The sequence below is a fragment of the Paenibacillus agri genome, from assembly GCF_013359945.1.
GTDB classification, from domain to species: Bacteria; Bacillota; Bacilli; order Paenibacillales; family Paenibacillaceae; genus Paenibacillus_AQ; species Paenibacillus_AQ agri.
Genome location: NZ_JABWCS010000203.1, coordinates 1 through 23139 on the forward strand (window position 1 = coordinate 1; position 23139 = coordinate 23139).

Genomic DNA, 23139 nt, shown 5'->3' on the forward strand with positions numbered 1-23139 from the left:
ATCACGGTAACGGTGGCGCCAGCCGTCAATAGCGTAACGGTCAGCCCAAGCACGGCAAGCATCTTGCCAGGCGGAAGCAAGCAACTCACAGCGGCAGTTGATGTCGTTGGCGGAGCAGCAACCACGGTTACGTGGAGTAGTAGTGACGCCAGTAACAAAGTGGCAGTGGACAATACAGGGAAAGTAACCGTAGCAGCGAATGCAGCACCAGGCGTTTATACGATCACAGCAACGTCGACAGCAGACGCAACGAAGAAAGCGTCTGCGGCGATCACGGTAACGGTGGCGCCAGCAGTTAATAGCGTAGCGGTCAGCCCAAGCACGGCAAGCATCTTGCCAGGCAATAGCAAGCAGCTCGCAGCTACGGTTGATGCCGTTGGCGGAGCAGCGACCACGGTTACGTGGAGTAGCAGTGACGCGAGCAACAAAGTGTCGGTGGACAACACAGGAAAAGTAAGCGTAGCAGCGAATGCAGCACCGGGCGTTTATACGGTCACGGCAACTTCGACGGCAGACGCAACGAAGAAAGGTACCGCAACGATTATGGTCACAGCGGCACTTTCTTATTCGATTGATGAAATTACGGATCAATCGTTAGCGGCTCTTACTCAGGGATACCATTCAGGTACCCAAGAAACTAGACCAATCACCCTCACGAATACAGGTACAGGCGACCTGGTAAACTTGTCGGTAACGCTTAGCGGCAAGAACGCCAATGATTTTGTAACGACGCATCCATCATCAAACTTAACTAGCGGCACAGCAACAAGCTTTGACATCCATGCCAAGGACAATTTGCCTTCGGGCACCTATACGGCAACGGTTACGATAGCAGCGGATCATATGACGCCTGTAACATTTACCGTCACGCAATCCGTAAACTTGTCGAGTGTTCCTGCTAATCCGCAAAGCCTGGTCGCTGTTGACGGCGATCATGAGGTTACTCTTAATTGGAATACGGTAACGGGAGCTACGTATTACAACATTTATATGGCGACGACTTCGGGCCAATATACCGACGTTGAATTGACAACTGTCACTTCTTCTACCCACATCGTTAAGAATCTGACAAACGGTACGACCTATTACTTTGTGGTGAAGGCCGGGAGTGAAGGTGGTTTGAGCGCAGCATCGAATGAAGTTAGCGTGACTCCATCAACGATCCCTGGAGAGCCTACAAATGTGACGGTGACCGCTGGTGATGGAATAGCGATCGTTACGTTCACGGCTCCTATTGAAAACGGAGGTATCCCAATTACGGGATATGAAGTGATTGTTTCACCAGGCAATGTGATCGTTACCGGAGCGACAAGCCCGATTACTTTAACAGGGTTGACCAATGGAACGAGTTATAGCTTTACTGTAGTAGCGATCAATGCTGCAGGAAAAAGAAGCACAGCATCCGCCGAATCGAATACAATCATACCGAGAGCAGAATCTAGCAACAATGGCAATTCGGGCTCATCCCAGCCTTCCTCACCGACGGTACCTGTCAATACGAATACAAGTGTTGACATCCTTGTTAACGGGAAAGTGGAGAATGCGGGAACGGCCACAACAAGCAAGCGAAATGACCAGAGCGTTACAACGATTATCGTCGACCAGAAGAAGCTGGAGGATAAACTGGAGACTGAAGGTCAAGGGGCCATTGTTACGATTCCGGTCGGTTCTAATTCTGATGTCGTTATTGGTGAGCTTAATGGTCAGATGATCAAAAGCATGGAAAGCAAGCAAGCTCTTGTAGCGATCAAGACGGATCAAGCGACGTATACGATCCCGGCACAACAAATTCAAATCGATGCTATATCGGAAAAACTGGGCAAGTCGATTGTTTTGCAAGACATTAAGATACAAATCGAAATCGCCAAGCCAACAGCGGATGCAGTGAAGGTTGTAGAGGACGCGGCAGTGAAAGGCACGTTCACGCTTGTAGTTCCACCGCTGGATTTTACGATCAAAGCTGTTTACGAAAATACTAGTGTTGAAGTATCGAAGTTCAATGCTTATGTGGAAAGAACGATCGCCATTCCGGCCGGGGTTGACCCGAACAAGATCACGACAGGCGTTGTTGTTGGTCCGGATGGAAGTGTTCGCCACGTACCGACTAAGATCGTTCAAATCGATGGCAAGTATTACGCTCAGATCAACAGCTTAACTAATAGTACTTACTCTGTCGTCTGGCATCCGGTCGAATTCCTTGATGTCGTGAACCATTGGGCGAAAGATGCGATTAACGACATGGGATCACGGATGGTCATTGATGGTACGGGCAGCGGTCTATTTAGTCCAGATCGAGATATCACCCGAGCCGAGTTCGCAGCTATCCTTGTGCGCGGACTGGGATTGAAGCTGGAAGATAGCTCAACGGTGTTCTCTGATGTGAAGACATCAGATTGGTCTAGCAGCGCGATCAACACGGCATATGCGTATCAGTTGATTAGCGGGTTTGAGGACGGTACATTCCGGCCGAACGACAAAATTACTCGAGAACAGGCTATGACGATTCTCTCCAGAGCAATGACGATTACTGGACTGAAGGCAACGCTGTCCATCCAAGCGGAAGATGCAGCACTTCTTTCATTTGGGGATGCAGCAAACGTATCTGGATGGGCGCAAAGCAGCGTTGCTGACAGTGTTCAGGCTGGCCTCATATCTGGACGAAGCGCTACTGAGCTTGCACCGAAGTCATTCATTAGCAGAGCTGAGGTTGCAACCATTATTCAAAGACTTTTACAAAAATCAGGTCTGATCTAAGTAGAGATATCCCGTAGGTATAATTTAACATCCCTTCCCGGCAAGAGTTTCAATGTTGGGAAGGGATGTTTTTTTGTATTTTATGTATCTATAACCCTCAACATTCGCTGGTTTACCAGCATCTATGACCTCGGTTATGTAACGCCAACAATCCGGTTGTGAGCTGTCGAGATCCGTAAACCCATAAACCTGCGCAAGCTCTCCGCTTGAAAGGGATCGTCCATTCCATCTTGCTAATTCAGAATCTTGAGCAAGAGCAGCAACAGCCCGGCCAACAAAACGGGGGGATTCCGAAATGATAAAATGAGGTTCCTTGACTGCAGCATCTTTCCAATTTTCTTCATGTACTCCATAATGTTCGAGCATCATTTCCGAACGAATCCAGCCTGGCGTGAGCGCCACTGCTGTACATCCATAAGGCCCAATTTCTTGAGCAAGAGCCCATGCCATACGAATAACGGAGGTTTTAGCCTGATCGTAAAACATAGATACTCTGTAATTTTTATAATTATAATCAGCTGTTCCGTCGGTCATTTCTACAATTAAACCATTCTTATTTTTAAGCAGGAGGGGGAGTGTAAAATGGTTTGTAATGAGATGCGTGTCTATAGCGAGCCGCAACATACGCAGACCCTTTTCAAGTGAATGTTTCCACACAGGGGCATCCCAGTCAATCATCTTTTCAGCTCCCCATATATCATTCACGAGAATATCAAGCCGGCCTTGCTCTTGCTCAATGCGATCCACTAATTTCTTGACCTGATCAGGATCTAAATGATCGACTTGAACCGGGATTCCGTGACCGCCAGCCATGGTAACTAGTTCAGCCGTTTCTTCTATAGTTTCAGGACGATCGTATTCGGAACGATGAGCTATAGTTGACCTTCCTGTCACATAAACCGTCGCGCCTGATGCCCCTAACTCTACAGCGATACCTCGTCCAGCTCCCCGTGTAGCCCCAGCCACTAAAGCAATTTTTCCTTGTAAACAAGTCATTTCGTTCATACCTCCTTTGTTGAATACAACTTAATTATAGATTGTAATCACGACATCTCTTGTCATATATGGATCTTACTTTATTCTTAAGTCATTGCAATTTATATATATCTAAAAGGATAATATAAATTACTTTATGCAATATATAGTTTACATTTTGGAATGTATAACATATAATAAAATCCATAATAAGGAAGGATGGATTTCTTGAAAAATAAAAAAATGAAAATGGCTCGAATTGAAAACGATATGAGTCAAGAGGATTTAGCTGTCATTGTGGGTGTAACACGGCAAACGATTGGCTTGATAGAATCCGGCAATTATAATCCGACATTGAAACTTTGTATTGAAATCTGCAAAGCTCTTAACAAAACACTTAATGACTTATTCTGGGAGGACTAAATGAAAAATACGAAAATCAAAGATGAACAAATTATGCAGTTAAAGAACAAAGTTCAGAGCGAAGCCTATTGGGTAGTAATATTCTTGGCAGCTATTTCTTGCTTTATTAAATCCAATGTGCTGGATTTGGACTTTTCACAGTTCGCAGTTGAACTTGGGATTATTATTTTGTCCACAGCTTATATCGCAATAAGGAGCATGTTAATTGGATATGTTCTTAATTCCAAAGGTGGAAAAGTATTAACAATAACGTCTATTTTAGCGATAAGCCTTGCAATAAGTATTATAAACGGAGTAAGAAACTATTCTCTTTACAGTGATAAGTACTCTGGGATTTTCGATGGGTTATTTATTTCAGTATTAGTAGTAACGTTCATTTCTGCGCTTGTTTTTATTTCAGTTATATTTGCTCTTCTATATTGGTCCAACTTGCTAGGACAAAGAAGAATTGAAAAGAAACTCAATGAAATAGAAGAAGACGATTGAAATCTACAATAGAGATGGAAGGAGGTTAAGAATGAGAAGAAAAATGTTAACTATTGCAGCTATAGCAACCTTGAGTATTTCTCTGCTTGCAGGCTGTGGAAATGGAGCAGCAAAACTGCCAACGGACTTATCTATTTTACAGACAGATATCAGTACTCTTACTGTTTCAGAAAATGTGCAGGTTGTAGGGCTTGGAGAAGCAAGTCATGGCACAAAAGAATATCAACAGATGAAAGCAGAAGTGTTCAAAGCTTTGGTAGAAAACAATGGGAGTCGAACATTTATTATTGAGGGGGATTTTGGAGGAGCATTAAAGGCAGATGCTTATATTCATGGGGCTGAGGGATCCGCCGAAGATGTTGTTAAGGAAATAGGCTTCAAGATTTATAACACGCAAGAAATGGCTGATTTAGTTGATTGGATGCGTTCCTATAATAAAAACGCCCCCGCGGGAAAAGACTTACACTTTTATGGAATGGACATACAACGATACGATAATAACAAGGAAAAGCTATTTTCCATTTTAGATCTAGCTGCACCTGAATTGAGTGAAAAATATAAAACTGCTTTTTTACAATTGACTGATGAGGATAGACTGGCTATAAGTGTAGAGGTTTTGAAAAAGTCCAAAGAAGATGCTTTAGAGTTGTTGAAAGAAATGGACACTTACGAAAAAGATATTGTTGCCATTGCTGGACAGACTGGTTTTGATTTTGCAAGAGAAAGTGCAAATACAATCTATGCGTATAGTGATTTGCTATTAAGCAGTAATTCTGATTACAATTCTTTGCGAGATAAGTATATGTCTGAGAAAGTAAGTTGGTTTTTACGGCACGGAGACGGTAGTGTACTGTTTATTAATGGTCATAATGGTCATATCGGCAAAAAATCAGTTTCTAGTTATACTTCTTTAGGCGAACATTTAAGTAATGATGTAGGAGATAATTATTTCGCTATCGGAACTGATGCAGAGAATACGGAATTTCATTCACAAAACAGTAATGGAGATTTTAGTGTGATGGAAGTTGAAAATCGAAATGAATTAAATGATCAATTTGATCATATGGAGAATAAATATTACTATATGGACTTCTTGAAAGCAGCCGATGATGAAAATTTGAACAGAATTTTAGAGGGTAAGCAAACCATTACAACCTTAAACGTTGGAATTTCAAGTTGGCAAAAGATTCTGAAGCATTTTTATACAACAACCATCGTCCCTAGAGATACATTTGATGGAATGATTGTTTTCAAAAAGGTTACTCCTTCAACACTTCTTGAATAGAAGGTTGTTGGTGAAAGAACGCGTAGGGAGCCCTACATTTAAAAGCCTCTTCTTACACTTCCGCCCTAAGTCCGAAAACATAAGAAGAGGCTTAACATCTCCCCGAAAGATTTCATTTTCCAAAGTGGATACTACCGCCAGCTAAACCCGCTATTCCGAAACTAAAATACGCGGGGTAGTCTTCAAAATCACTCTGGATGCAATCCAGCAGCCGAGGCCTGCCACGGTTATACTAAGCAGAGCAAGTAGAGAAATCCCTGTCCAGTTCATAAAAAGCGGTAGTTTGACAATACCGTATGAGGATAGAAGCCCGCGCAAGAGGTGAGGCAGGAGAGAGATACCACATAAAATCCCTAATCCAGCACCTATAAGAGATAGCCCCACAATGCCCCAGGTTACAGCTCCACGTATTGTATTTGAAGTCAGTCCAATGGATTTATAGATACCATAGGGTTTTGTCTCCTTCCGGATATGAATCCGGCAAGTGCTATAGATGATAAGCCAGCTGACCATGAGAAATAGTAATCCCAATATGCTCATAGGGATGATCAGGACAGCACTGGCCTCCTTGAAGACTGAATCCAGCAGTGTCTGCTGCTTAACGGCCTGAATGCTGGAGCTGTATTGGTCATTTAGCTGCCGCACGATATCATCGGAATCCTGAACGTCCGACAGATTCATATATCCGTCATCCGGATTTAATTTGGTCACGACATCCGCTGTGACTCTGGCTTGAAAGGACATATTAGCAATGGATTGATAAATGCCGGTGACAGTAAAAGAGTGCCGTTTTCCTTCAATATAAAGCTCGATAATATCTCCAAGCTCTTTGCCAAGTTGCCGTGAAATATTAATACCGATCGAGATTTCATTTGGATTCTGCGGATTACGACCAGTAATATTGGCAAGGCCCATCTCATCCATACTTCCTTCTACGACGGTAAGCGGGATGCTGATGGATTGTGCTTGACCAGTTGTACTTGTAGAATGCTGCATCCGGTTACCAGGAACGACTCCAATAGCATGACCAGCCCAGTTCAGGTTCACAATTCTGGAATCGGCACGAATGTCTCTTTCCAAGGCTGCACGGTCCAGCTCCGATGCATTCACAATCCTTATGACAACGTTAGCGGAATCATAGCCCCACAGCGGAGCTGTTTTCTGCATTTGTGAGATGCTGTTAACCAGGACCAGACCAAAGACAAGTACCGCTGTGGTCACTGTGGTCAGCAGCAGCATCAACAGAGAACCTTTGACATTGCGGGTTACATTTCTCAGCCCAATTACTACAGACACTGGCCAGCGCTCAAAATCACTGCTACGTCGTTTATTTCGGTTCCCTCGTTTGTTGATGCCGCTATAGGCGGCTTCTGACATTCCGTAACGAATGGCTTGCATTGGCTGGATGGGTCTTGTTTTGCTCGCATACAGCCATACGCATAGTAGAATTACAAGGAGCATGCCGGCCCCCACGGATACACTTGTCCCTATGTTCTGAATGGGGATGGAGGTCTGTGCTGTTTTTAAAAAGGATAAGGATTGTTCAATAATGATGCGGGATAACAGGCGGCTGAACACGACCCCCGGAAGGATGGCGACCAGCGACAGCAGACTATATTGGAGAATATAGGTGACAATAATTTTCCTTGAAGATAGCCCTAGGGATTTGAAAATCCCGATGGTTGTGTAGCTGGACAGGATCGAGTCTGAAATGGTAAAGCCAATCGTAAACAAGGCAACCAGGATCATGACAATACCGAGGAAGCTCATTACAAAGCCGATGATTTTGTTCATGATAAAATAGAACGAGGAAAGTTCCTCATAGGTAAGCCGTTCCTCCATAAAAGGGACACCCAAGTAATTCTCAAACCGCTCCCAGTAAGCCTCATGTTGACTATAGTCAGTGAAACGAATACCCATGAAATAGGAATCGGAGCCTGGCAATCCTCCAAGATAATGACCATAATCCGTGTCGTTCAACCAGATGCGCGCAGTTGTGGAAAAGGGACCGCCCAGCGGAAGATCGATCACGATCGCTGAAACTTTTAGCGTAAGCTGTGTAGAACCAGCCTTGAACTGAAGCTCGTCTCCTACGGCAATCTCATTCTTATAGGCTAGAGAGGTAGGAATCCACACCGCTCCTGGCGCGGGAAGAGGCGTTTCCTTTCCTTGGGCAAAAACCAGCTCATCCGTGCCGAACGGCCGATCCGGGGTATTCATCATATATAAATACTGATTCGGTATTTCTTCTCCCTTGTAGGTCACGCCAGCTAAAGGCCGGTAAGGCAGCAGCACAGACGCCGTGACGCCTTCTTGGGAAGCCCACCAGTCAGCAATCTGCTGTGGATTGTGAAGCCCTTGAGTTAGATTCAGGATTTCATGCGACCCTTGTGTCTCCTGATGCAGGTCTTCATAGAGATCTTCTGAATTGGCAATAACGGTAATGGAAGTGTTCATTAAAAGCGTAGACAGCAGAATAAGCAGTGCAATCAGCAGGTTCTGAACCTTACGTTTTCGCAAATTCCCGAGGCAAATGGACGTGATCGCAGCCATCGACGTTACCCCCTCCCAGTGATATAAGAGAAGATAAGGGATTCTCGATCCTGCAGGCCATCCGGAGAATAGGGATCTAGTTCCAGCATGCCGCCCACTTTTCCATCCCGGATAAAGATAATTCGATTCGCCCGGCAGGCGGACTTGATATCATGTGTGACCATGACGATGGACTGGCCTTTGGCATTCATCTGTGTCAGGATATCCAGCACTTTAACCCCTTGTTCATAATTTAAGCTTCCAGTCGGTTCATCCGCGAAAATAATATCCGGTGTATTCATTATCGCCCGTGCAATGGCGGCTCTTTGCTGCTGTCCTCCCGATACCTCGGCAGGCAACCGTTTCTGCTGACCATCAATATTCATGGACTCCATCAGGGATAAGGCCTTTTGCTTCACTTCACGTTTGGACGTTCCTGCAACATAGCCGGGCAAGGCGATATTTTCAAAAAGGGTGAGGTCTGGCACCAGGTTGCTGCTCTGATAGACGTAGCCAATTTTTTGCGTTCGGAAAGCACCTAGCTCTTTTTCGAAAAATTGGTCAATACGCTGTTGTCGGAAATAGACCTCGCCCGCAGTTAGGGAATCCAGGCCGCTAAGCATATAGAGCAGTGTAGATTTTCCCGAACCGGAGTCACCCATAATTACTGTGAAATCACCCTGGAAGATATCCAGATCGATATTACGGATGGCGTGGAACTGTTCGCTGCCTGTGGAATAGGTTTTGCACAGGTTTTTAGCTTGGATGATGGCAGTATTCAGCACAATTAGATTCCTCCTGTAAGCTTCTTTCATTCATTGTAGAAGGGGAATCCTGCAATAATCTTATCAGAATATTAATAAAGTATTACAGCAAGACAGGATTACGCCAATTAACATAAGGGCAGAGTGAAGTAAAATGCGCTTCCCTGATGTTTAACACTTTTAAAAGAGATCGTTCCATGATGCGCTTCAATAATATGCTTGCAAATGGACAGGCCCAGGCCAGAGCCATCCTTTAATCTATTTTCGTAAGATGGAGGGGCTTGACCCTGAAAATATCGTTCAAAGATAAAGGGCATATCCTGCGGATGAATTCCTTCACCTGTATCCGATACGGTCACTTTTAACTGGTCTTGTTGCTGAATAATCTCTATTGATATTAAGTCGCCCGCCGAAGTGTGCTTAAGCGCATTCGCAATCAGGTTGGAGAGAAGCTGTTCCAGTCGCACCGGGTCTATCCGGATCAACACATTGGGAATCTCCGCAGGTTCAATAAAGTTGACGCCTGTGGTGCGGATATACGGACCGATGGGTCTCAGGATACTCTCGAACACCTCTTTGCTATAACACTCCGTAAGGGTAACGGAGATTTGTCCTAAATCTCTTAGGGCATGCACAAGCAGGTCTTCAACCAGCACAGCCATTTTGTTCGTTTGCGATTGCATGATCTCCATGTATTCCATGATGGCAGGCAGATCGGGGCAAATTCCCTCCTGTATGGCGTCAATATAAGCTTTCACAGTGGTCAATGGCGTCTTCAGATCATGTGAAATATTCGAAATCAGTTCTTTTTGCGCCTTACTCTGTGCATCTCGCTGCTGGCTGAGCTCCATAATCTCTTGTCTCATCTGGTCGAATACGGCATAGACTTCACCGATTTCATCTTGTTCCACATACTCTGCTTTCTGTTCATAGTTCCCCTTGAGAATCGCCTCGGAATGATCCTTCAAGCGGTTGATGGGCCGCAGTAGGCCAAGGTTTATTCTTCTTTTAAGCTGTAACAGGAGAAGCAGCAGAACGAGGAGAGCGGTAAGCATCAGCACTGGAAAGACGATGGGAACTGAAGAAGGTTGTTTATCGCCGAGGAGTTCTTCAGGTAAGGTGAAAATGGCATTGCCCGTCTGTCTTTTCGATACAGGATCGACCACAGGGAAGGCGAGTGTAAAGATGCCCGGACTTGTTTTGGAGGCATGCAGATCATAGTGCACACTGTTCTTGAGATCAAGTTTGTCTATAAGCGGCTGAAACTGATGGGAAGAATCAAAGAGGACTGTTCCGTCCAGTCCAGCGGACACCAGGTTCAGTTTTTTCTGCTGGCTCCAAGTCAGTAATTGATCTTGCAAGTCTTGCCGGCTAGGCAACACTGAATGCTGCTGCTCCAGAAAAAACATGATCTCGCTTACCTCTACCCGTGCTTGATTCACGGTATAGCGGGCGAGATCATTATGTTCTTGGGCCTCTAACTTGTAATAAATGAAGGCCCCGCATCCTACAAAAACTAAAATACAGGTTATCACCGAGATGAGCCATGTTTTGAACCAATTGCTCCAATACATCTCCTCTTACCCCATTCTCTCATTTCATCAGATTAAATTTATAGCCGACACCCCACACGGTTTTGAGATAGACTGGATTGGAAGGGTCTGCCTCAATCTTCTCTCTCAGCCGGCGAATATACACGGTAATGGTGCTCTCATCGCCATAAGAGGTATACCCCCAGACCTGATCCAGCAGCTGGCTTTTGGAGAATACTTGATTTTTATGCTCGGCCAGAAAATATAACAATTCGAATTCTTTAGCCGACAAAGAGAGTTCCTGTTCGCCTAGAGTGGCTTTATATGCTTTTTTATCTATAGTGAGAGAATCCAGAGTAAGCACCTCATCCTGCCGGGGTTGGAACTCCATGCCATCCATTCTGCGCAGATGCGCCTGAATTCTTGCTACCAACTCGCTTAAGGAGAAGGGTTTGGTCATATAATCATCTGCTCCGAATCCCAGTCCCAGCACTTTGTCTGTATCACTGCCCCGGGCGCTCAAGATGAGAATTGGACTGCGGGTGATATCCCGGATCTGCTGGCACAGCTCGATTCCGTTGACATCGGGCAGCATAATATCCAGGATGATGAAATCAGGGGTTAGTGATTCAACAAGTTGTAAACCCGTCGTGCCGGTGTCGGCGATATGTACTTCATAACGGTGCAATTGAATATAATCCTTCAGAATACGGGAGATGTCCTGTTCATCCTCGATAATAAGTATCACTTTAGTCTGATTCATCGATGTGCTCCTAATGGTAGATTCTTCTTTAATTTTACCATAGGAGGGGTTTTCAGGTAATGGGAGATGGGTAAGTGATTCTTGCGGCTGAAGCAGAGGATTTTGAATATTTAACTATAAAGAGATAGAATATGCAGATGAGCAGAGCGAATGGGGTGGAGTTGGGGGGTACCATCGCTATCTTGTTGTTGTCCTATCCGCGCTCTATACTTCGTATACTTCTAGGAGGTTTCCAGTGTCACCGAGAAATGTAGAGAAAGATCAACAATTAAGAGAAGTGAGACGGGAGCATATTCTGGATTGCTCTCTTCAGGTGATTGCCAGACGGGGGATTGATTCCGCCAGTGTGAAGGATATCGCCAAGGAAGCCGGACTTAGTGTCGGCAACGTCTACAATTATTTTGCGTCGAAGGAAGATATATTCAGTGCGGTGCTGCAGCGGGGGCAGATCGATTATGGCCTTCAAATCTCTAATCAAGCTGCGCTAATTATGGATGCCCGGGAAAAGCTGCATCTCATCTGTGAGAGCTGGATCGCCACACCTGAGAATTGGGCTTTTACGATCATGCTGCAAAGCATCCGGACGAACGAAACGGTGAATCCGGAGCTGCGGGAAGCGGCTACACGCAGATTCACTACAAATCTGGAGCCGATGGCCGAAATTATGCGGCAGGGACAGCACGCGGGTGTCATTATTGAGGGTGATCCGAAGGAGCTTGCCTTCTATTTTGTCAGCTTGATTCAAGGCTTGACACTACAATTGGCGCCCGGCTATGAAATTCCGGTGAAGATTCAAGCTGCAAACATCGTAACCTTATTTAGTGTGCCTAAGAAATGACAAAAAATAGTTTGACAAGTGATTTAAGTCATTGCTAATATAACAGGTAACAAAACGAATACATATTCAGTTTGTGGATGAACAATTGAATATTGTCCAATCGACCAGACAACCGGAGATTGACGGGGCAATACTGCTTGCAACAATGCAGCAGAATGTACCGTGGCATCTCTTTTTTTTATGCCTAATACCTAGTAATCATGTGAGAAAAGTTTATTTAAATCAATCGATGGGGGAATGGGAGATGAAATTATTCAAGGTATGGGCTTTGATTCTATTGATAGCGGTGCTTACAGTGGGTTGCGCCAACACAGAAAAAAGCGGAAGTGAAGCTAAAGAAACCAAAGAAGTCAAAGAAGTCAAAGAAACCAATAACTATGAGGGATTGACCGTGAAGCTGGGCGTTCAGGGCAGCGGCGGGCTGTGGGGCAAAGCGCGGGAGGAGAAATGGTTTGAGGATGAGTTCGGACAGTTTGGTGTGAAGGTCGAATGGGCAGAGTTCCAGAGCGGACCTCCGATGACCGAAGCCATTGCGTCCAATCATCTTGATTTTGCCGGTCTTGGTAACATGCCGATCATTGCCGCTCAGGCAGCGGATATTCCGTTCAAGGTCATCTCGCAATTGCTCGAAGGAAAGAACAATGTGGCGATCATCACGCCAACCAACAGTGCGCTTAAAACGATTGATGATTTGAAAGGTAAGAAGATAGCTGTAGCCAAAGGGAGCAATGCCTACAACTTCCTCTATCGCGGTTTGGCCGAATCCGGAATTAAAGACTCCGATGTCGAAATTATTCAGCTTCAGCCGGATGAAGCGCAGCCGGCATTCGAGTCGGGCGGTGTAGACGCATGGGCTACCTGGGATCCCTATATTACGCTTAATACGTTGACGGGCAAAGCTAAAGTGTTGACGGACGGCGAGCAGTTGGGTGTATTGTCCCCGTCTTTCCAGATCGTGCGTAAAGAGTTTGCTGAGAAATATCCGGAGCTCGTTACACTTTACCTGAAGGTATTCGAGAAAACCCGGCTATGGGAAGAGCAGAACCTGGACGAAGCGTTGAACCGTTATGCAACAGAACGTAAAGTTCCGGTTGAGGTGATCAAAGGAACACAGGTACGGTCTAAAATAATCAATATCCCTGTAAGTGACGAGATCATTGCCGAGCAGCAGAAAACGGCAGACTTCCAGTATGAGATCGGAAATATTCGCAAAAAGATTAACGTATCCGAGGTATTCGACAACCAATACGTGAAAGAAGCTTTGAAATAAAGGGAGTAAAGGTGAAATGGAACTACAGATAACAACTAAAATACTAGATAAATGAAATGAATGTAACGAGGTGGTAGTGATGGAGAATGCGGCAGCAACGCCGCTCGTACAGGAGAAAACGGGAACATCGAAGAGACCGAAGCGGCGGCGATCCATACAGGTTACTAATGTAGCGCTGGGGATCTTGCTGCCTGTAGCAACGGTTGTGTTCTGGGAAATTGCTGCTGGAATGGGGAAGCTGAATCCGATTTTATTGCCTGCTCCCAGTAAAATAGTAGAGGAATTCGTCAGTCTGACATCTTCCGGCGAGCTGATACGTCATCTAGGGATCTCGGCATGGCGGGCACTGCTTGGCTTCTTGCTTGGCGGGGGATTGGGGCTGGCGGCCGGCATTTGGGTAGGCTTCTCCTACAAAACAGAGCGGCTGCTCGATCCGCTGCTGCAAATGCTGCGTACGCTGCCTCATCTCGCAATTGCGCCGTTGTTCATTCTATGGTTCGGCTTTGGTGAAACGTCGAAAGTGCTGCTGATCGCCAAAGGGACGTTTTTTCCGCTCTACGTCAATACGTTCCTTGGCATTCGCTCGGTAGACAGCAGGCTGTTCGAAGTCGGCCGGGTGCTTCAATTCAGCAAATGGCAGATGATCACGAAGCTGGTCGTTCCCGCCGCCATGCCGAACATTTTGCTGGGAGTAAGGTTGTCAGTCGGGGTTGCCTGGCTGGTGCTTGTGGTTGCCGAGATGATGGGCTCCAGCTCTGGCGTTGGTTTTCTGATCAATGATGCCAGATCATTTTCGCTGACCTCTGTCGTGTTCGTCGGAATTATTGTATTTGCCGTTGTCGGTAAGCTGACGGATTCATTGGTGAAGCTGCTGGAGCGCCGGTTACTGCGCTGGCAGAACAGCTATAAAGGAGATGGGAAGCTATGAGCGGGCAAGTATTGGATGAGAAAAGGTCGCGCCCATCAGAAGAAGGCTGGCTCCGAGTGATTCCGAGGCCGCTTCACGGCTGGCTTGTGCCGGTAGCGATCGCAATCGTCTGGGAGGCTGTGGGACAGCTCGGTCTTGTACCGGCATCTATGCTGCCGACACCGAGTGACATTGTGAAGCAGTTTGCGGAGCTGATCGCCAGCGGCGAGCTCTATAAGCATATGAGCATCAGCCTCTATCGGGCAATGGTCGGCTTTTTGCTGGGTGCTGGGACGGGATTGCTGTTTGGTCTATTGACTGGTCTGAATAAAATCGCCGAAAAGACGCTCGATCCGTCCCTACAGATGATGTGGACCATTCCGCTGCTGTCGCTGATTCCGCTCTTTATATTGTGGTTTGGCATTGGCGAGTTTTCCAAAATATTAATGATCTCACTAGGTGCCTTTTTTCCTGTCTACGTCAATACGTTTCTTGGCATCCGCAACGTGGATTTGAAACTGTTCGAAGTCGCACGTATCCTTCAGTATTCGCGGTTGCAGCTCATTACGAAGCTGATTATTCCGTCTGCTCTGCCGAATATTTTACTCGGTATCAGGCTGTCGCTTGGGATTGCCTGGCTGGTGCTTGTCGTCGCGGAGATGATGGGCACAAGCGCGGGCATCGGCTATATGATCCAGGACGCAAGAGCGTATATGCGAACGGATGTCGTCTTCGTCGGCATTATCATTTTCGCCTTAATCGGCAAGATATCTGATTCAGGTGTCCGGCTGCTGGAGAAGCGCTGGCTTCGTTGGCGTGACACGTTCAGAGGGTGACTAACACCAGGGCAGGAGGGAGTTACGATGGGAACAAGAGATGAGCAGCTTCATTTGGGCGCCTTCATCTACTATAGCGGCCATCATCATTATGGCTGGCGGCATCCGGAGTCCGGAGCGGAAGGGCTGTTTGACTTCAAGTTTTATAAAAGATTGGCACAAACCGCCGAACGAGGCAAGTTCGATATGATGTTTCTGGCCGATCTGCTGTATGTTCGCGGTGTCGAGGATGCAGCTTCCGGCATGCTGGAGCCGGTTCAGCTGCTCGCAGCCTTATCGACGGTGACGGAGAAGCTTGGACTGACGGCGACCGTATCGACAACCTACAACGAGCCTTATAACGTTGCGCGTAAATTTGCCTCACTGGACCATCTAAGTGAAGGGCGCGCGGGGTGGAACATCGTAACGTCGCAGCTGGATGTTGAAGCTTACAACTACGGCAAGGACAAACACCCGGAGCATGGTCTTCGCTACGAGATGGCACGAGAATTCGTCGAGGTCGTCACCCGGCTCTGGGATACTTGGGAGGATGATGCGCTTATCATCGACCGCAAGGCAGGGATTTTCGCTGACGGAGCAAAGGTGAAGGAAGTTGAATACAAGGGACAGTGGTATTCGACTAAAGGGGCACTCAATGTTCCCCGCCCGCCACAAGGTTATCCTGTATTAATCCAGGCGGGTTCTTCCGCTCCGGGGCAGGATTTTGCGGCTGCGTTCGGGGAAGTGATCTTTACCGCGCAACAGTCGCTGGAAGCGGCGCAGGCATTCTATGCCAGTGTCAAAGGGAAGCTTGTGGCGAATGGCAGGCAGGCGGATAGCATCAAGATCATGCCGGGGCTGTCACCAATCATTGGGGCAACGGAGGCGGAAGCGCAGCAGAAATACAAGGAGCTACAGGATTTGATTCCGTCTAGTGTAATTGTCGGTGCCCTGTCCACCATGCTTAATTTTGACCTCTCCGGCTACCCAATAGATGGGGAGCTACCGGACATTCCCGATCCTGTCGAAGCGACCAATGGCATGAAAAGCCGCGTACAGCTCATCATGGACATGGCGCGCAAGGAACGCCTTTCGATTCAGGATCTAGGCGGGCGTCTGATTGGTGCCCGGGGGCATATGCAGTTTGTAGGCACCTATGGTCAGTTAGCTGACTTTATGCAGCATTGGTTTCAGGAGTATGGCTGCGATGGCTTCAACATTATGCCGCCGGTGCTGCCAGGCAATCTTGATGAATTCGTCGACCATGTTGTGCCGATTCTCCAGCAGCGGGGGTTGTTCCGGAAGGAATATACTGGAAGCACACTGCGCGAGCATCTCGGTCTGGAGCGGCCGGGTCTCCGCCATTTCCAAGCAGGCCATGAACGAGCGGCTGCATCCGCTGCACCGGCTGCGACTTGAGAAACGGATTGGCTTGATGAGGTCGCGGCTATCCAGTCGTCGACGATAGCCGTGCCGTCTACTGACAATCCGCGCTAAAGATCCTCTCTTCATGGAGAGGATCTTTTTTTTGTATAAGCTAATCCAACAACCGGTATAGTCAGGAAGACGGGAAGCTTGTACATACGTTGCTATAAATTAAAAGATCACCTATCATTGATAATGATTGTTATTATCAATTGATGGAGGCCGTCTAGATTGTGAAGGAGGAAGGTTTCAATGGAGAATCGGCTTGCAGCAATTGCTTCCGGTCGAGTGGGAGAGGCTCAGGAACGGGTGCCTATGAAGCAAATGCGCGATTATATATCCACTCATTTTGGAGAACCGTTAACTCTAGATATTCTAGCTCAGGCAGCAGGGCTGAGCACAAAGTATTTTAGTGAAGCATTTAAGAAAACCTTCGGGCAAAGTGTGACGGATTATTTGACGTCCCTGCGGATCGGCCATGCGAAGCAACTACTGCGCGATACTGAGTGGGGGCTGCGTGATGTTGCCCGGGCTTGTGGCTATAGCGATGAATTTTATTTCAGCCGCAAGTTTAAGAAGGAGGTCGGGATTGCGCCGTCTGTGTACAGTAAAAAGTTCTTTAACCGTATTTCTACGACCTGCACTGAGCTGACTGGAAATTTGCTGGCTCTAGGGATCATTCCGATTGCCGCTCCAATGGACCCTAAATGGACACCCTATTACCATTATTATTATCAATCCGCCATTCAAGTGCATTTGCATTACCAGAATAGTGGTAAGGATGAAGAGAATATGAAGATGCTGCTGGCAGCAAAGCCGGACATTGTGTTCATCCGGAAGCCATTTGACGAAAATGCGGATCGTTCGGTGGAGATGGCGGGCATACGAACCGTTAATGTCAAGTCCGAAGACTGGAAATTACAGCTTAGAGAGATGGCTGATGTATTGAACAAGCAGGAGGTAGGTCAGGCCTGGATAGATACCTATGAAGCAAGATTAACCGAGATCAGACCGGAAATTCGTCAAGCGGCGGGACAGGATCAATTTGCTGTGCTACGTCTATCGGACGAAAATCTCTTTCTTTATACCAACAGAGGTATTCGTGACGTGCTCTTTCAGGATCTGGGTCTGTCCACAGCATTCCAGCAGCAAGAAGTTTGCAACAAGCCGATTACTTTAGAAGAAGTGTTAGCGATAAATCCGGATCGGCTGCTGCTCATGGTCTGTCTAAATGCCCGTACACGGCATCACTGGCTTGCTCTTCAGCACAATCCGCAGTGGCAGAAGCTTCGTGCGGTCCAGCTGGGACAACTCTATTTGCTGCCATCCAATCCTTGGCTCGAATATTCGGCAGTGGCTGTTTATCGTATATTGGAAGAAACGTTCATGCTGCTGACTGGGAAAAATCCAAATCCCGATCCTGCCTCTGTCCATGGCCTATGGGCAAGGGTGGGCGTATAATCCATTCTTGTGAGAATTATTATCAATACAAGTATTGGGGGGTGAACGATTTTGATTAACGTATGGAACAAGAAGTATCAAAGGCTGTTGTTGATGCTAACAGGAATAAGCTTACTGGCTGTTCTCATGGCTGGATGTGGTACAGGGGAGAATAACACTGTGTCTGAGTCTACGACGGTCCCGGCAGAGGAAGCGCCTGTTGCAGCAGAAGCAGAGCAGGCCTCAACAGAGGAAGCACAGGCCACAGCAACTTATCCACTAGTAATTAAGGATGAGCTTGGACATGAGGTGACGATCCCTGCAAAACCGACGCGGATTTTTGCTCCTATACTGGAGGATTCACTGGCATCCTTGGGGGTTAAGCCCGTTGTTCAATGGTCGAATGGGGCTCGAATTCAGGAATACTTACAGGATCAACTAGCCGATGTACCTGTTATTACCTTTACAAAGGGCTTACCGCCTGCCTCCGAAGCGGTGATGAGCTATACGCCTGATTTGATTATTTTGCATAACAAAAATTTTGCCGAGAATGGCATTTACGAGCAATACTCGAAGATCGCCCCGACCTATGTATTTCAGAGCGCCACAACCGATTTCTCTCATTCACTGCTAACGCTCGGGGAAATGTTAGGCGAACAGGAGAAGGCAGCAGAAGTTCTGGCAGGTTATGCGGAGAAGGTGACAGCTGCCAAGGAGAAGCTGGGGACGGTCATTGAAGGGAAAAAGGCGGCGGTCATTCGCTTTAATTCTAAAGGGATGTTTTTTATGACTAGCGATTATTTCAGCGGATATGTACTGGCACATGATCTGGGCTTAAGCCAGCCTGAATCTATCCAAGGCTCAACTGCTGCAGTTTCATATGAGGTATTGCCTAAACTGGATGTGGATTATATCTTCCTTGTTAAGGACGGTAATTCAGGGGATGCCACTTTAAACGAGCTGAAGGAAAGCAGCATTTGGAAGAGCACTCCAGCTGTGAAAAATGGCAATGTATTTGAGACGGCGAGCGAATACTGGCTTACAGGGGGCGTTATTGCACAGAGCAAGGTTATAGATGATATTGTAAGCTTCTTGACACCATGAACAAGCTGACCAGGAACCCCTACATTGCCGACCGCTGTTATGAATATGAGATGTCATCTAGTCGTGGCGATCATTACAGAATTCTGATCGGAACTCCAGTAGAAGAAGCTCCGGTTAACGGATATCCGGTTATCTATGCGCTGGATGGGGATGCGTTGTTCCAGACCGTTGCCGAAACAGTCAGGCTGCAGACGCGAAAGCCCAAGGGGTTAGGGCCTGTTCTTGTTATCGGGATCGGGTATCCGTCCAAAGAGCCGTTTGATATGAATCGGCGCTGCCTGGATTTTACGATACCAGCAGAAGGTAGCGTACTCCCGGCCAGGCCCGAGGGCCGACCGTGGCCACCGCATGGTGGGGCGGATCAATTTCTGGATTTTATTGAACGGGAGCTTAAACCGGTAATTGCTGGTGAATGGCCGATCGATTCAAGCCGACAACTGATTGTTGGTCACTCGCTGGGTGGACTGCTTGTACTGCATGCTTTATTTGCAAGACCGCATTTATTTACGCATTATGCTGCCGGTAGTCCATCCACCTGGTGGGCTGAAGATAAGATCTTCGAAGAGCAGATGCAGTTCACGCAGACGTGGCAGAGCAGCGCAACTATTCGTCTACAGCTAACTACTGGTGCTCGTGAGTTGCCTCATATGCTGGACGGAAGTGATCGAATGGGGCAAGCGATGCGGGCATTAAGTGACAGGGGAATTACCACGGATGTAATCCGGTTTGAGGATGAGGACCATGTAAGTGTTCTTCCGGGAATGCTGGCCCGTTTGCCGAGGTTTATATGGTCGTGAGGATCGATCAGCCGACTTGATAAAAGAACCTAGCCGCAGGCAAATTGCCTGCGGTTCATTTGTGTACGTGGTTAATTTATGACAGCAACACTTTGATAAAATCCATAAACGTGTACCTGTGATTTTACATGTGATTTAGAGCATTTCACCAACCGTTTTAGGTTTTAAAATATCACTAACCAGAAGTGCCAATTCGTCAATGGGCATTGCTTTATTTTGTTTAAACCAATACACCAGAATACCCACCAAGCCAGATGAAATAAAGGCTAATGAGTATTCGGTGTCAGTCTGGCTAAGCTGCAGAACAGTACCAATTTCATTTAAATAATCATAAAACTTTTGATTCAGAATATGGATTAAATCATTTTAGATCAGGTGTTGAATAAAGTTTTCATTATTATGGAAGAAAATAAAGGTCAATAGAGTAGTCAATTCAATTATTAAAACTATGAATTTTTTTATTAAAAATCCAGAGTGTATATGCTATTTTCATACAATAATGTTATGATTTTGTCGATGAGAAAACGAAATATTGAATATAAGAGTAGTGAAAGGAGGATTTATGATTGAGAAGATAATAAATGCAGTAATTTCGTTAACTATCTTCAGTTTAATTATATTTTATCCTTCGGAGTTTAATTTATGGTTGGCAGCTTCGATATTTGCTATTTGGATAATTGTTGATCTTATTTGTAAACCTACCAAGATAAACATAATAACAATACTGCTTTTTTCTTTAGGAGCAGTCATTTTATTTACTGTATTTAGATGAATATATCAAGTAGATCCATAAATAAATAGTCGATTTTATTGGAGAGAGTATGTAGCAGAAACCAAATGGGGTGTTCATTGATTAGCCGATTAATTATCCTGTAGTGTAGCTGACGACCGAGCCTTACGTTTGGACCTTAAGTTCGTCTTATATATACAAAATGTTCATATTTAATATTTTGAATATTTAACTATAAAGAGATAGAATAGAATGATCAACTTGATTTGTTGTCGTTTACTATGGTAGCTAGAATCGTAGACAACAAATACGTACTAGGAGGAAACAAGTAGTGGAAATTGGTGTAAGCACCTTTGTTGAGACAACGCCTGATGTACATACTGGTAAGACAATGAGTCATGCTGAACGCATAAGTGAAGTGGTGGAGGAAATCGTGCTGGCAGATCAAGTGGGATTGGATGTGTATGGTGTTGGTGAACATCATCGTCCTGATTTTGCAGCTTCAGCACCTGCTGTGGTCATGGCCGCGGCTGCATCCCTGACTTCAAGAATTCGGCTTACGAGTGCGGTAATGATTCTTTCGTCTTCTGATCCGGTGCGCGTATTTCAGGATTTTGCCACGCTTGACGCAGTATCCAACGGCCGTGCAGAGATTATGGTAGGGCGTGGATCGTTTATGGAATCATTCCCGCTATTCGGCTACGATGTGAAAGATTATGAGGAGCTCTTTGATGAGAAGCTGGAGCTGTTGCTGCAAATTCAGCAATCGGAGAAAGTCACTTGGAGCGGTAAACATAGAGCAGCAATAGATAATCTGGGAATCTATCCCCGCCCGGTGCAGGATCGTTTGCCGGTATGGATTGGCAGTGCGGGTAGTCCGGAGTCAGCCATTCGCGCCGGAGCCATGGGTTTACCTTTTGCACTCGCGATTATTGGGAATGTGAATCCTTCACAATATGCAGCGCATGTAAAGCTTTATAAAGAAGCGGCTGCCAAAGCGGGCCACGATGTCTCGCGGTTGCCGATTGCCACGCACTCCCATGGTTTTATTGCAGAGAGTAATGAGAAGGCGCTTGAGCAGTTTTTCCCTTCCACACATGCCCGGACGAATTTTAGAGCAGTGGAAAAAGGGCTGCCCCCCTATCATCGTGCAGATTATGATGCAGCGTGCAAGTTTGACGGGGCCTTATATGTAGGTGATCCGGAGACCGTCGCGAACAAAATCATTTATCTGCGCAAAGAAGTGGGCATTACGAGATTCCTGCTACATGTCCCACATGGTACAATGCCGCATGCAGAGGTGATGGAAGCCATTAGGCTGCTCGGAACCGAAGTGGCACCTCGTGTGCGTGATGAAATTTCTCGCTGGGAGCAAGAGCAGGACATGGAGAGAGCTTGACGCTTGTAGACTTAAGTGGCGGGATAACTTATAGCATAGTCGTAACCCCTGGCAAAGTACCATCAGGATGTCACTATTGCCCTATGAATTTTGATGGTATGATAGATGTGAGGTGAATTTATAATGACTAATGAGACACCAATTGAGGAAGAGAACAACAAGCAACCGGAAATGTCCGAAGAGGATTGGACTGAACTTCTGAAGGCAGTCCATCATAACAGCCTCGTTGCATTGCGAATGAAATTCCAGGATGTTGAAGGGCAAGTATTGAACATGGAAGCTTACGGCCCAGTTTTTGTGTACAATGTGAAGGATGAGTCCGGCAATGGATATTCATGCGGCTTTTTCCTGCGGGAATTGGTTGCGAGATTCCAGTCGGGCAATAAACCGGAAGTGTGGCTGGCTTCGTTCTACTATGAAATGATGAAGATTCCCGGGGGCAAGGCGCTTCCTAAACCGCCAGAGAGCGAAGAGGAAGCAAAAGCAGTCATCGATAATGTACTGGTTCCGCATTGCATCGCGGCTGTCCAGGAAGAATTCGCACCCCAGCAGGTTCATGCAGGCCTGGCCTGGAATCAGGAGCACGGCCCTATGTTCGAAACCGGATTTCCAGAGATTACGGAAGGCAGTAATGTGTGCGCAATTCCGCTTCATTTATTGCTGACTCATTTGCAACTCAACCGTGACCCTGCGGAACTGCTTGTTCAAGGCTTGTATCATATCCGTAAAGAACATGGCTTGGACTAAAATGGAATCAACATAGGAAAGACTTCGGAAAAACGGCAGAGATGCCGTTTTTTTGTGTTTTAGAATAGGGAGTTTGTTAAACTTTTATTAATTTAATTTTATGCTGCTTTTCCCTTAACCCTCCTATTACATTCAGTTGATATAATAACGTGA

Annotated in this window: 20 protein-coding genes; 14 read left to right on the top strand and 6 right to left on the bottom strand. The window is 46.3% G+C overall.

Annotated features, from left to right (window positions below):
* A partial coding sequence (locus tag HPT30_RS09795; RefSeq protein ID WP_217622327.1) for an S-layer homology domain-containing protein occupies positions 1–2754 on the top strand: 2754 nt, incomplete at its 5' end.
* Positions 2755–2778: 24 nt separating this feature from the next.
* Here the strand turns inward: HPT30_RS09795 and HPT30_RS09800 are convergent.
* Entirely contained in the window at positions 2779–3750 is a 972-nt protein-coding gene (locus HPT30_RS09800) for an SDR family oxidoreductase (RefSeq protein ID WP_175371332.1), read from the bottom strand.
* A gap of 207 nt (positions 3751–3957) precedes the next feature.
* On the opposite strand from HPT30_RS09800, the gene HPT30_RS09805 reads away from it, so the two are divergent.
* Genes HPT30_RS09805 through HPT30_RS09815 form a run of 3 tightly spaced genes read left to right on the top strand, consistent with a single transcriptional unit; the run spans position 3958 to position 5923 of the window.
* Positions 3958–4152, top strand: coding sequence for a helix-turn-helix transcriptional regulator (locus HPT30_RS09805; protein ID WP_175371218.1), 195 nt, complete (start codon positions 3958–3960; stop codon positions 4150–4152).
* Positions 4153–4638 carry a DUF6773 family protein gene (locus HPT30_RS09810; protein ID WP_175371219.1) on the top strand — a complete coding sequence of 162 codons (486 nt, stop codon included), beginning with the start codon at positions 4153–4155 and terminating at the stop codon, positions 4636–4638.
* Between the two features lie 31 nt (positions 4639–4669).
* Positions 4670–5923, top strand: coding sequence for an erythromycin esterase family protein (locus HPT30_RS09815; RefSeq protein ID WP_175371220.1), 1254 nt, complete (start codon positions 4670–4672; stop codon positions 5921–5923).
* A gap of 150 nt (positions 5924–6073) precedes the next feature.
* Here the strand turns inward: HPT30_RS09815 and HPT30_RS09820 are convergent, their stop codons facing one another.
* The 4 genes from HPT30_RS09820 to HPT30_RS09835 form a co-directional block, all read right to left on the bottom strand.
* Positions 6074–8476, bottom strand: a complete 2403-nt coding sequence (locus tag HPT30_RS09820) for an ABC transporter permease (RefSeq protein ID WP_175371221.1) — start codon at positions 8474–8476, stop codon at positions 6074–6076.
* A 5-nt stretch (positions 8477–8481) separates the two neighbouring features.
* Positions 8482–9240, bottom strand: a complete 759-nt coding sequence (locus tag HPT30_RS09825) for an ABC transporter ATP-binding protein (protein WP_312876324.1) — start codon at positions 9238–9240, stop codon at positions 8482–8484.
* Between the two features lie 107 nt (positions 9241–9347).
* Complete coding sequence (locus HPT30_RS09830; protein WP_175371223.1) at positions 9348–10793, bottom strand: sensor histidine kinase; 1446 nt, start codon at positions 10791–10793, stop codon at positions 9348–9350.
* A gap of 19 nt (positions 10794–10812) precedes the next feature.
* Positions 10813–11514, bottom strand: coding sequence for a response regulator transcription factor (locus HPT30_RS09835; RefSeq protein ID WP_175371224.1), 702 nt, complete (start codon positions 11512–11514; stop codon positions 10813–10815).
* A gap of 235 nt (positions 11515–11749) precedes the next feature.
* Here HPT30_RS09835 and HPT30_RS09840 point away from each other — a divergent pair, with 235 nt between their 5' ends.
* From HPT30_RS09840 to HPT30_RS09875, 8 genes are all read left to right on the top strand, one after another.
* On the top strand, positions 11750–12352 hold the full coding sequence (locus tag HPT30_RS09840) for a TetR/AcrR family transcriptional regulator (RefSeq protein ID WP_175371225.1): 603 nt from the start codon (positions 11750–11752) through the stop codon (positions 12350–12352).
* A 244-nt stretch (positions 12353–12596) separates the two neighbouring features.
* Positions 12597–13622, top strand: a complete 1026-nt coding sequence (locus HPT30_RS09845) for an aliphatic sulfonate ABC transporter substrate-binding protein (RefSeq protein ID WP_175371226.1) — start codon at positions 12597–12599, stop codon at positions 13620–13622.
* A 79-nt stretch (positions 13623–13701) separates the two neighbouring features.
* Positions 13702–14550 carry an ABC transporter permease gene (locus HPT30_RS09850; protein WP_175371227.1) on the top strand — a complete coding sequence of 283 codons (849 nt, stop codon included), beginning with the start codon at positions 13702–13704 and terminating at the stop codon, positions 14548–14550.
* Positions 14547–15365 carry an ABC transporter permease gene (locus HPT30_RS09855; protein ID WP_175371228.1) on the top strand — a complete coding sequence of 273 codons (819 nt, stop codon included), beginning with the start codon at positions 14547–14549 and terminating at the stop codon, positions 15363–15365. The genes HPT30_RS09850 and HPT30_RS09855 overlap by 4 nt, the downstream gene beginning before the upstream one ends.
* Positions 15366–15392: 27 nt before the next feature.
* Positions 15393–16763, top strand: a complete 1371-nt coding sequence (locus HPT30_RS09860; RefSeq protein WP_175371229.1) for an LLM class flavin-dependent oxidoreductase — start codon at positions 15393–15395, stop codon at positions 16761–16763.
* A gap of 258 nt (positions 16764–17021) precedes the next feature.
* Positions 17022–18230 (top strand): helix-turn-helix domain-containing protein, encoded by a 1209-nt coding sequence (locus HPT30_RS09865; RefSeq protein ID WP_175371230.1) that lies wholly within the window; start codon positions 17022–17024, stop codon positions 18228–18230.
* Positions 18231–18281: 51 nt separating this feature from the next.
* A complete protein-coding gene (locus tag HPT30_RS09870; RefSeq protein ID WP_246317011.1) occupies positions 18282–19313 on the top strand; it encodes an ABC transporter substrate-binding protein in 1032 nt (343 codons plus the stop codon).
* The gene (locus HPT30_RS09875) at positions 19310–20110 is read left to right on the top strand and encodes an alpha/beta hydrolase (protein WP_175371231.1); all 801 of its coding nucleotides are present in this window, start codon (positions 19310–19312) and stop codon (positions 20108–20110) included. The genes HPT30_RS09870 and HPT30_RS09875 overlap by 4 nt, the downstream gene beginning before the upstream one ends.
* 135 nt (positions 20111–20245) lie before the next feature.
* Here HPT30_RS09875 and HPT30_RS30935 read toward each other — a convergent pair whose 3' ends face one another.
* Positions 20246–20467, bottom strand: coding sequence for a TetR-like C-terminal domain-containing protein (locus HPT30_RS30935; protein WP_175371334.1), 222 nt, complete (start codon positions 20465–20467; stop codon positions 20246–20248).
* Positions 20468–21171: 704 nt separating this feature from the next.
* Between HPT30_RS30935 and HPT30_RS09885 the strand changes: the two genes are divergently transcribed.
* Positions 21172–22239, top strand: a complete 1068-nt coding sequence (locus HPT30_RS09885; RefSeq protein ID WP_175371232.1) for an LLM class flavin-dependent oxidoreductase — start codon at positions 21172–21174, stop codon at positions 22237–22239.
* A 123-nt stretch (positions 22240–22362) separates the two neighbouring features.
* Positions 22363–22986, top strand: coding sequence for a hypothetical protein (locus HPT30_RS09890; RefSeq protein ID WP_066372548.1), 624 nt, complete (start codon positions 22363–22365; stop codon positions 22984–22986).
* The last annotated feature ends 153 nt before the right edge of the window (positions 22987–23139 follow it).

Coding starts and splice junctions, on each gene's coding strand:
- HPT30_RS09830 (WP_175371223.1), bottom strand. CDS start 10,793: ATGTATTGGAGCAATTGGTTCAAAACATGGCTCATCTCGGTGATAACC.
- HPT30_RS09820 (WP_175371221.1), bottom strand. CDS start 8,476: ATGGCTGCGATCACGTCCATTTGCCTCGGGAATTTGCGAAAACGTAAG.
- HPT30_RS09815 (WP_175371220.1), top strand. CDS start 4,670: ATGAGAAGAAAAATGTTAACTATTGCAGCTATAGCAACCTTGAGTATT.
- HPT30_RS09845 (WP_175371226.1), top strand. CDS start 12,597: ATGAAATTATTCAAGGTATGGGCTTTGATTCTATTGATAGCGGTGCTT.
- HPT30_RS09875 (WP_175371231.1), top strand. CDS start 19,310: ATGAACAAGCTGACCAGGAACCCCTACATTGCCGACCGCTGTTATGAA.
- HPT30_RS09850 (WP_175371227.1), top strand. CDS start 13,702: ATGGAGAATGCGGCAGCAACGCCGCTCGTACAGGAGAAAACGGGAACA.
- HPT30_RS09835 (WP_175371224.1), bottom strand. CDS start 11,514: ATGAATCAGACTAAAGTGATACTTATTATCGAGGATGAACAGGACATC.
- HPT30_RS09865 (WP_175371230.1), top strand. CDS start 17,022: ATGGAGAATCGGCTTGCAGCAATTGCTTCCGGTCGAGTGGGAGAGGCT.
- HPT30_RS09810 (WP_175371219.1), top strand. CDS start 4,153: ATGAAAAATACGAAAATCAAAGATGAACAAATTATGCAGTTAAAGAAC.
- HPT30_RS09800 (WP_175371332.1), bottom strand. CDS start 3,750: ATGACTTGTTTACAAGGAAAAATTGCTTTAGTGGCTGGGGCTACACGG.
- HPT30_RS09855 (WP_175371228.1), top strand. CDS start 14,547: ATGAGCGGGCAAGTATTGGATGAGAAAAGGTCGCGCCCATCAGAAGAA.
- HPT30_RS09890 (WP_066372548.1), top strand. CDS start 22,363: ATGACTAATGAGACACCAATTGAGGAAGAGAACAACAAGCAACCGGAA.
- HPT30_RS09860 (WP_175371229.1), top strand. CDS start 15,393: ATGGGAACAAGAGATGAGCAGCTTCATTTGGGCGCCTTCATCTACTAT.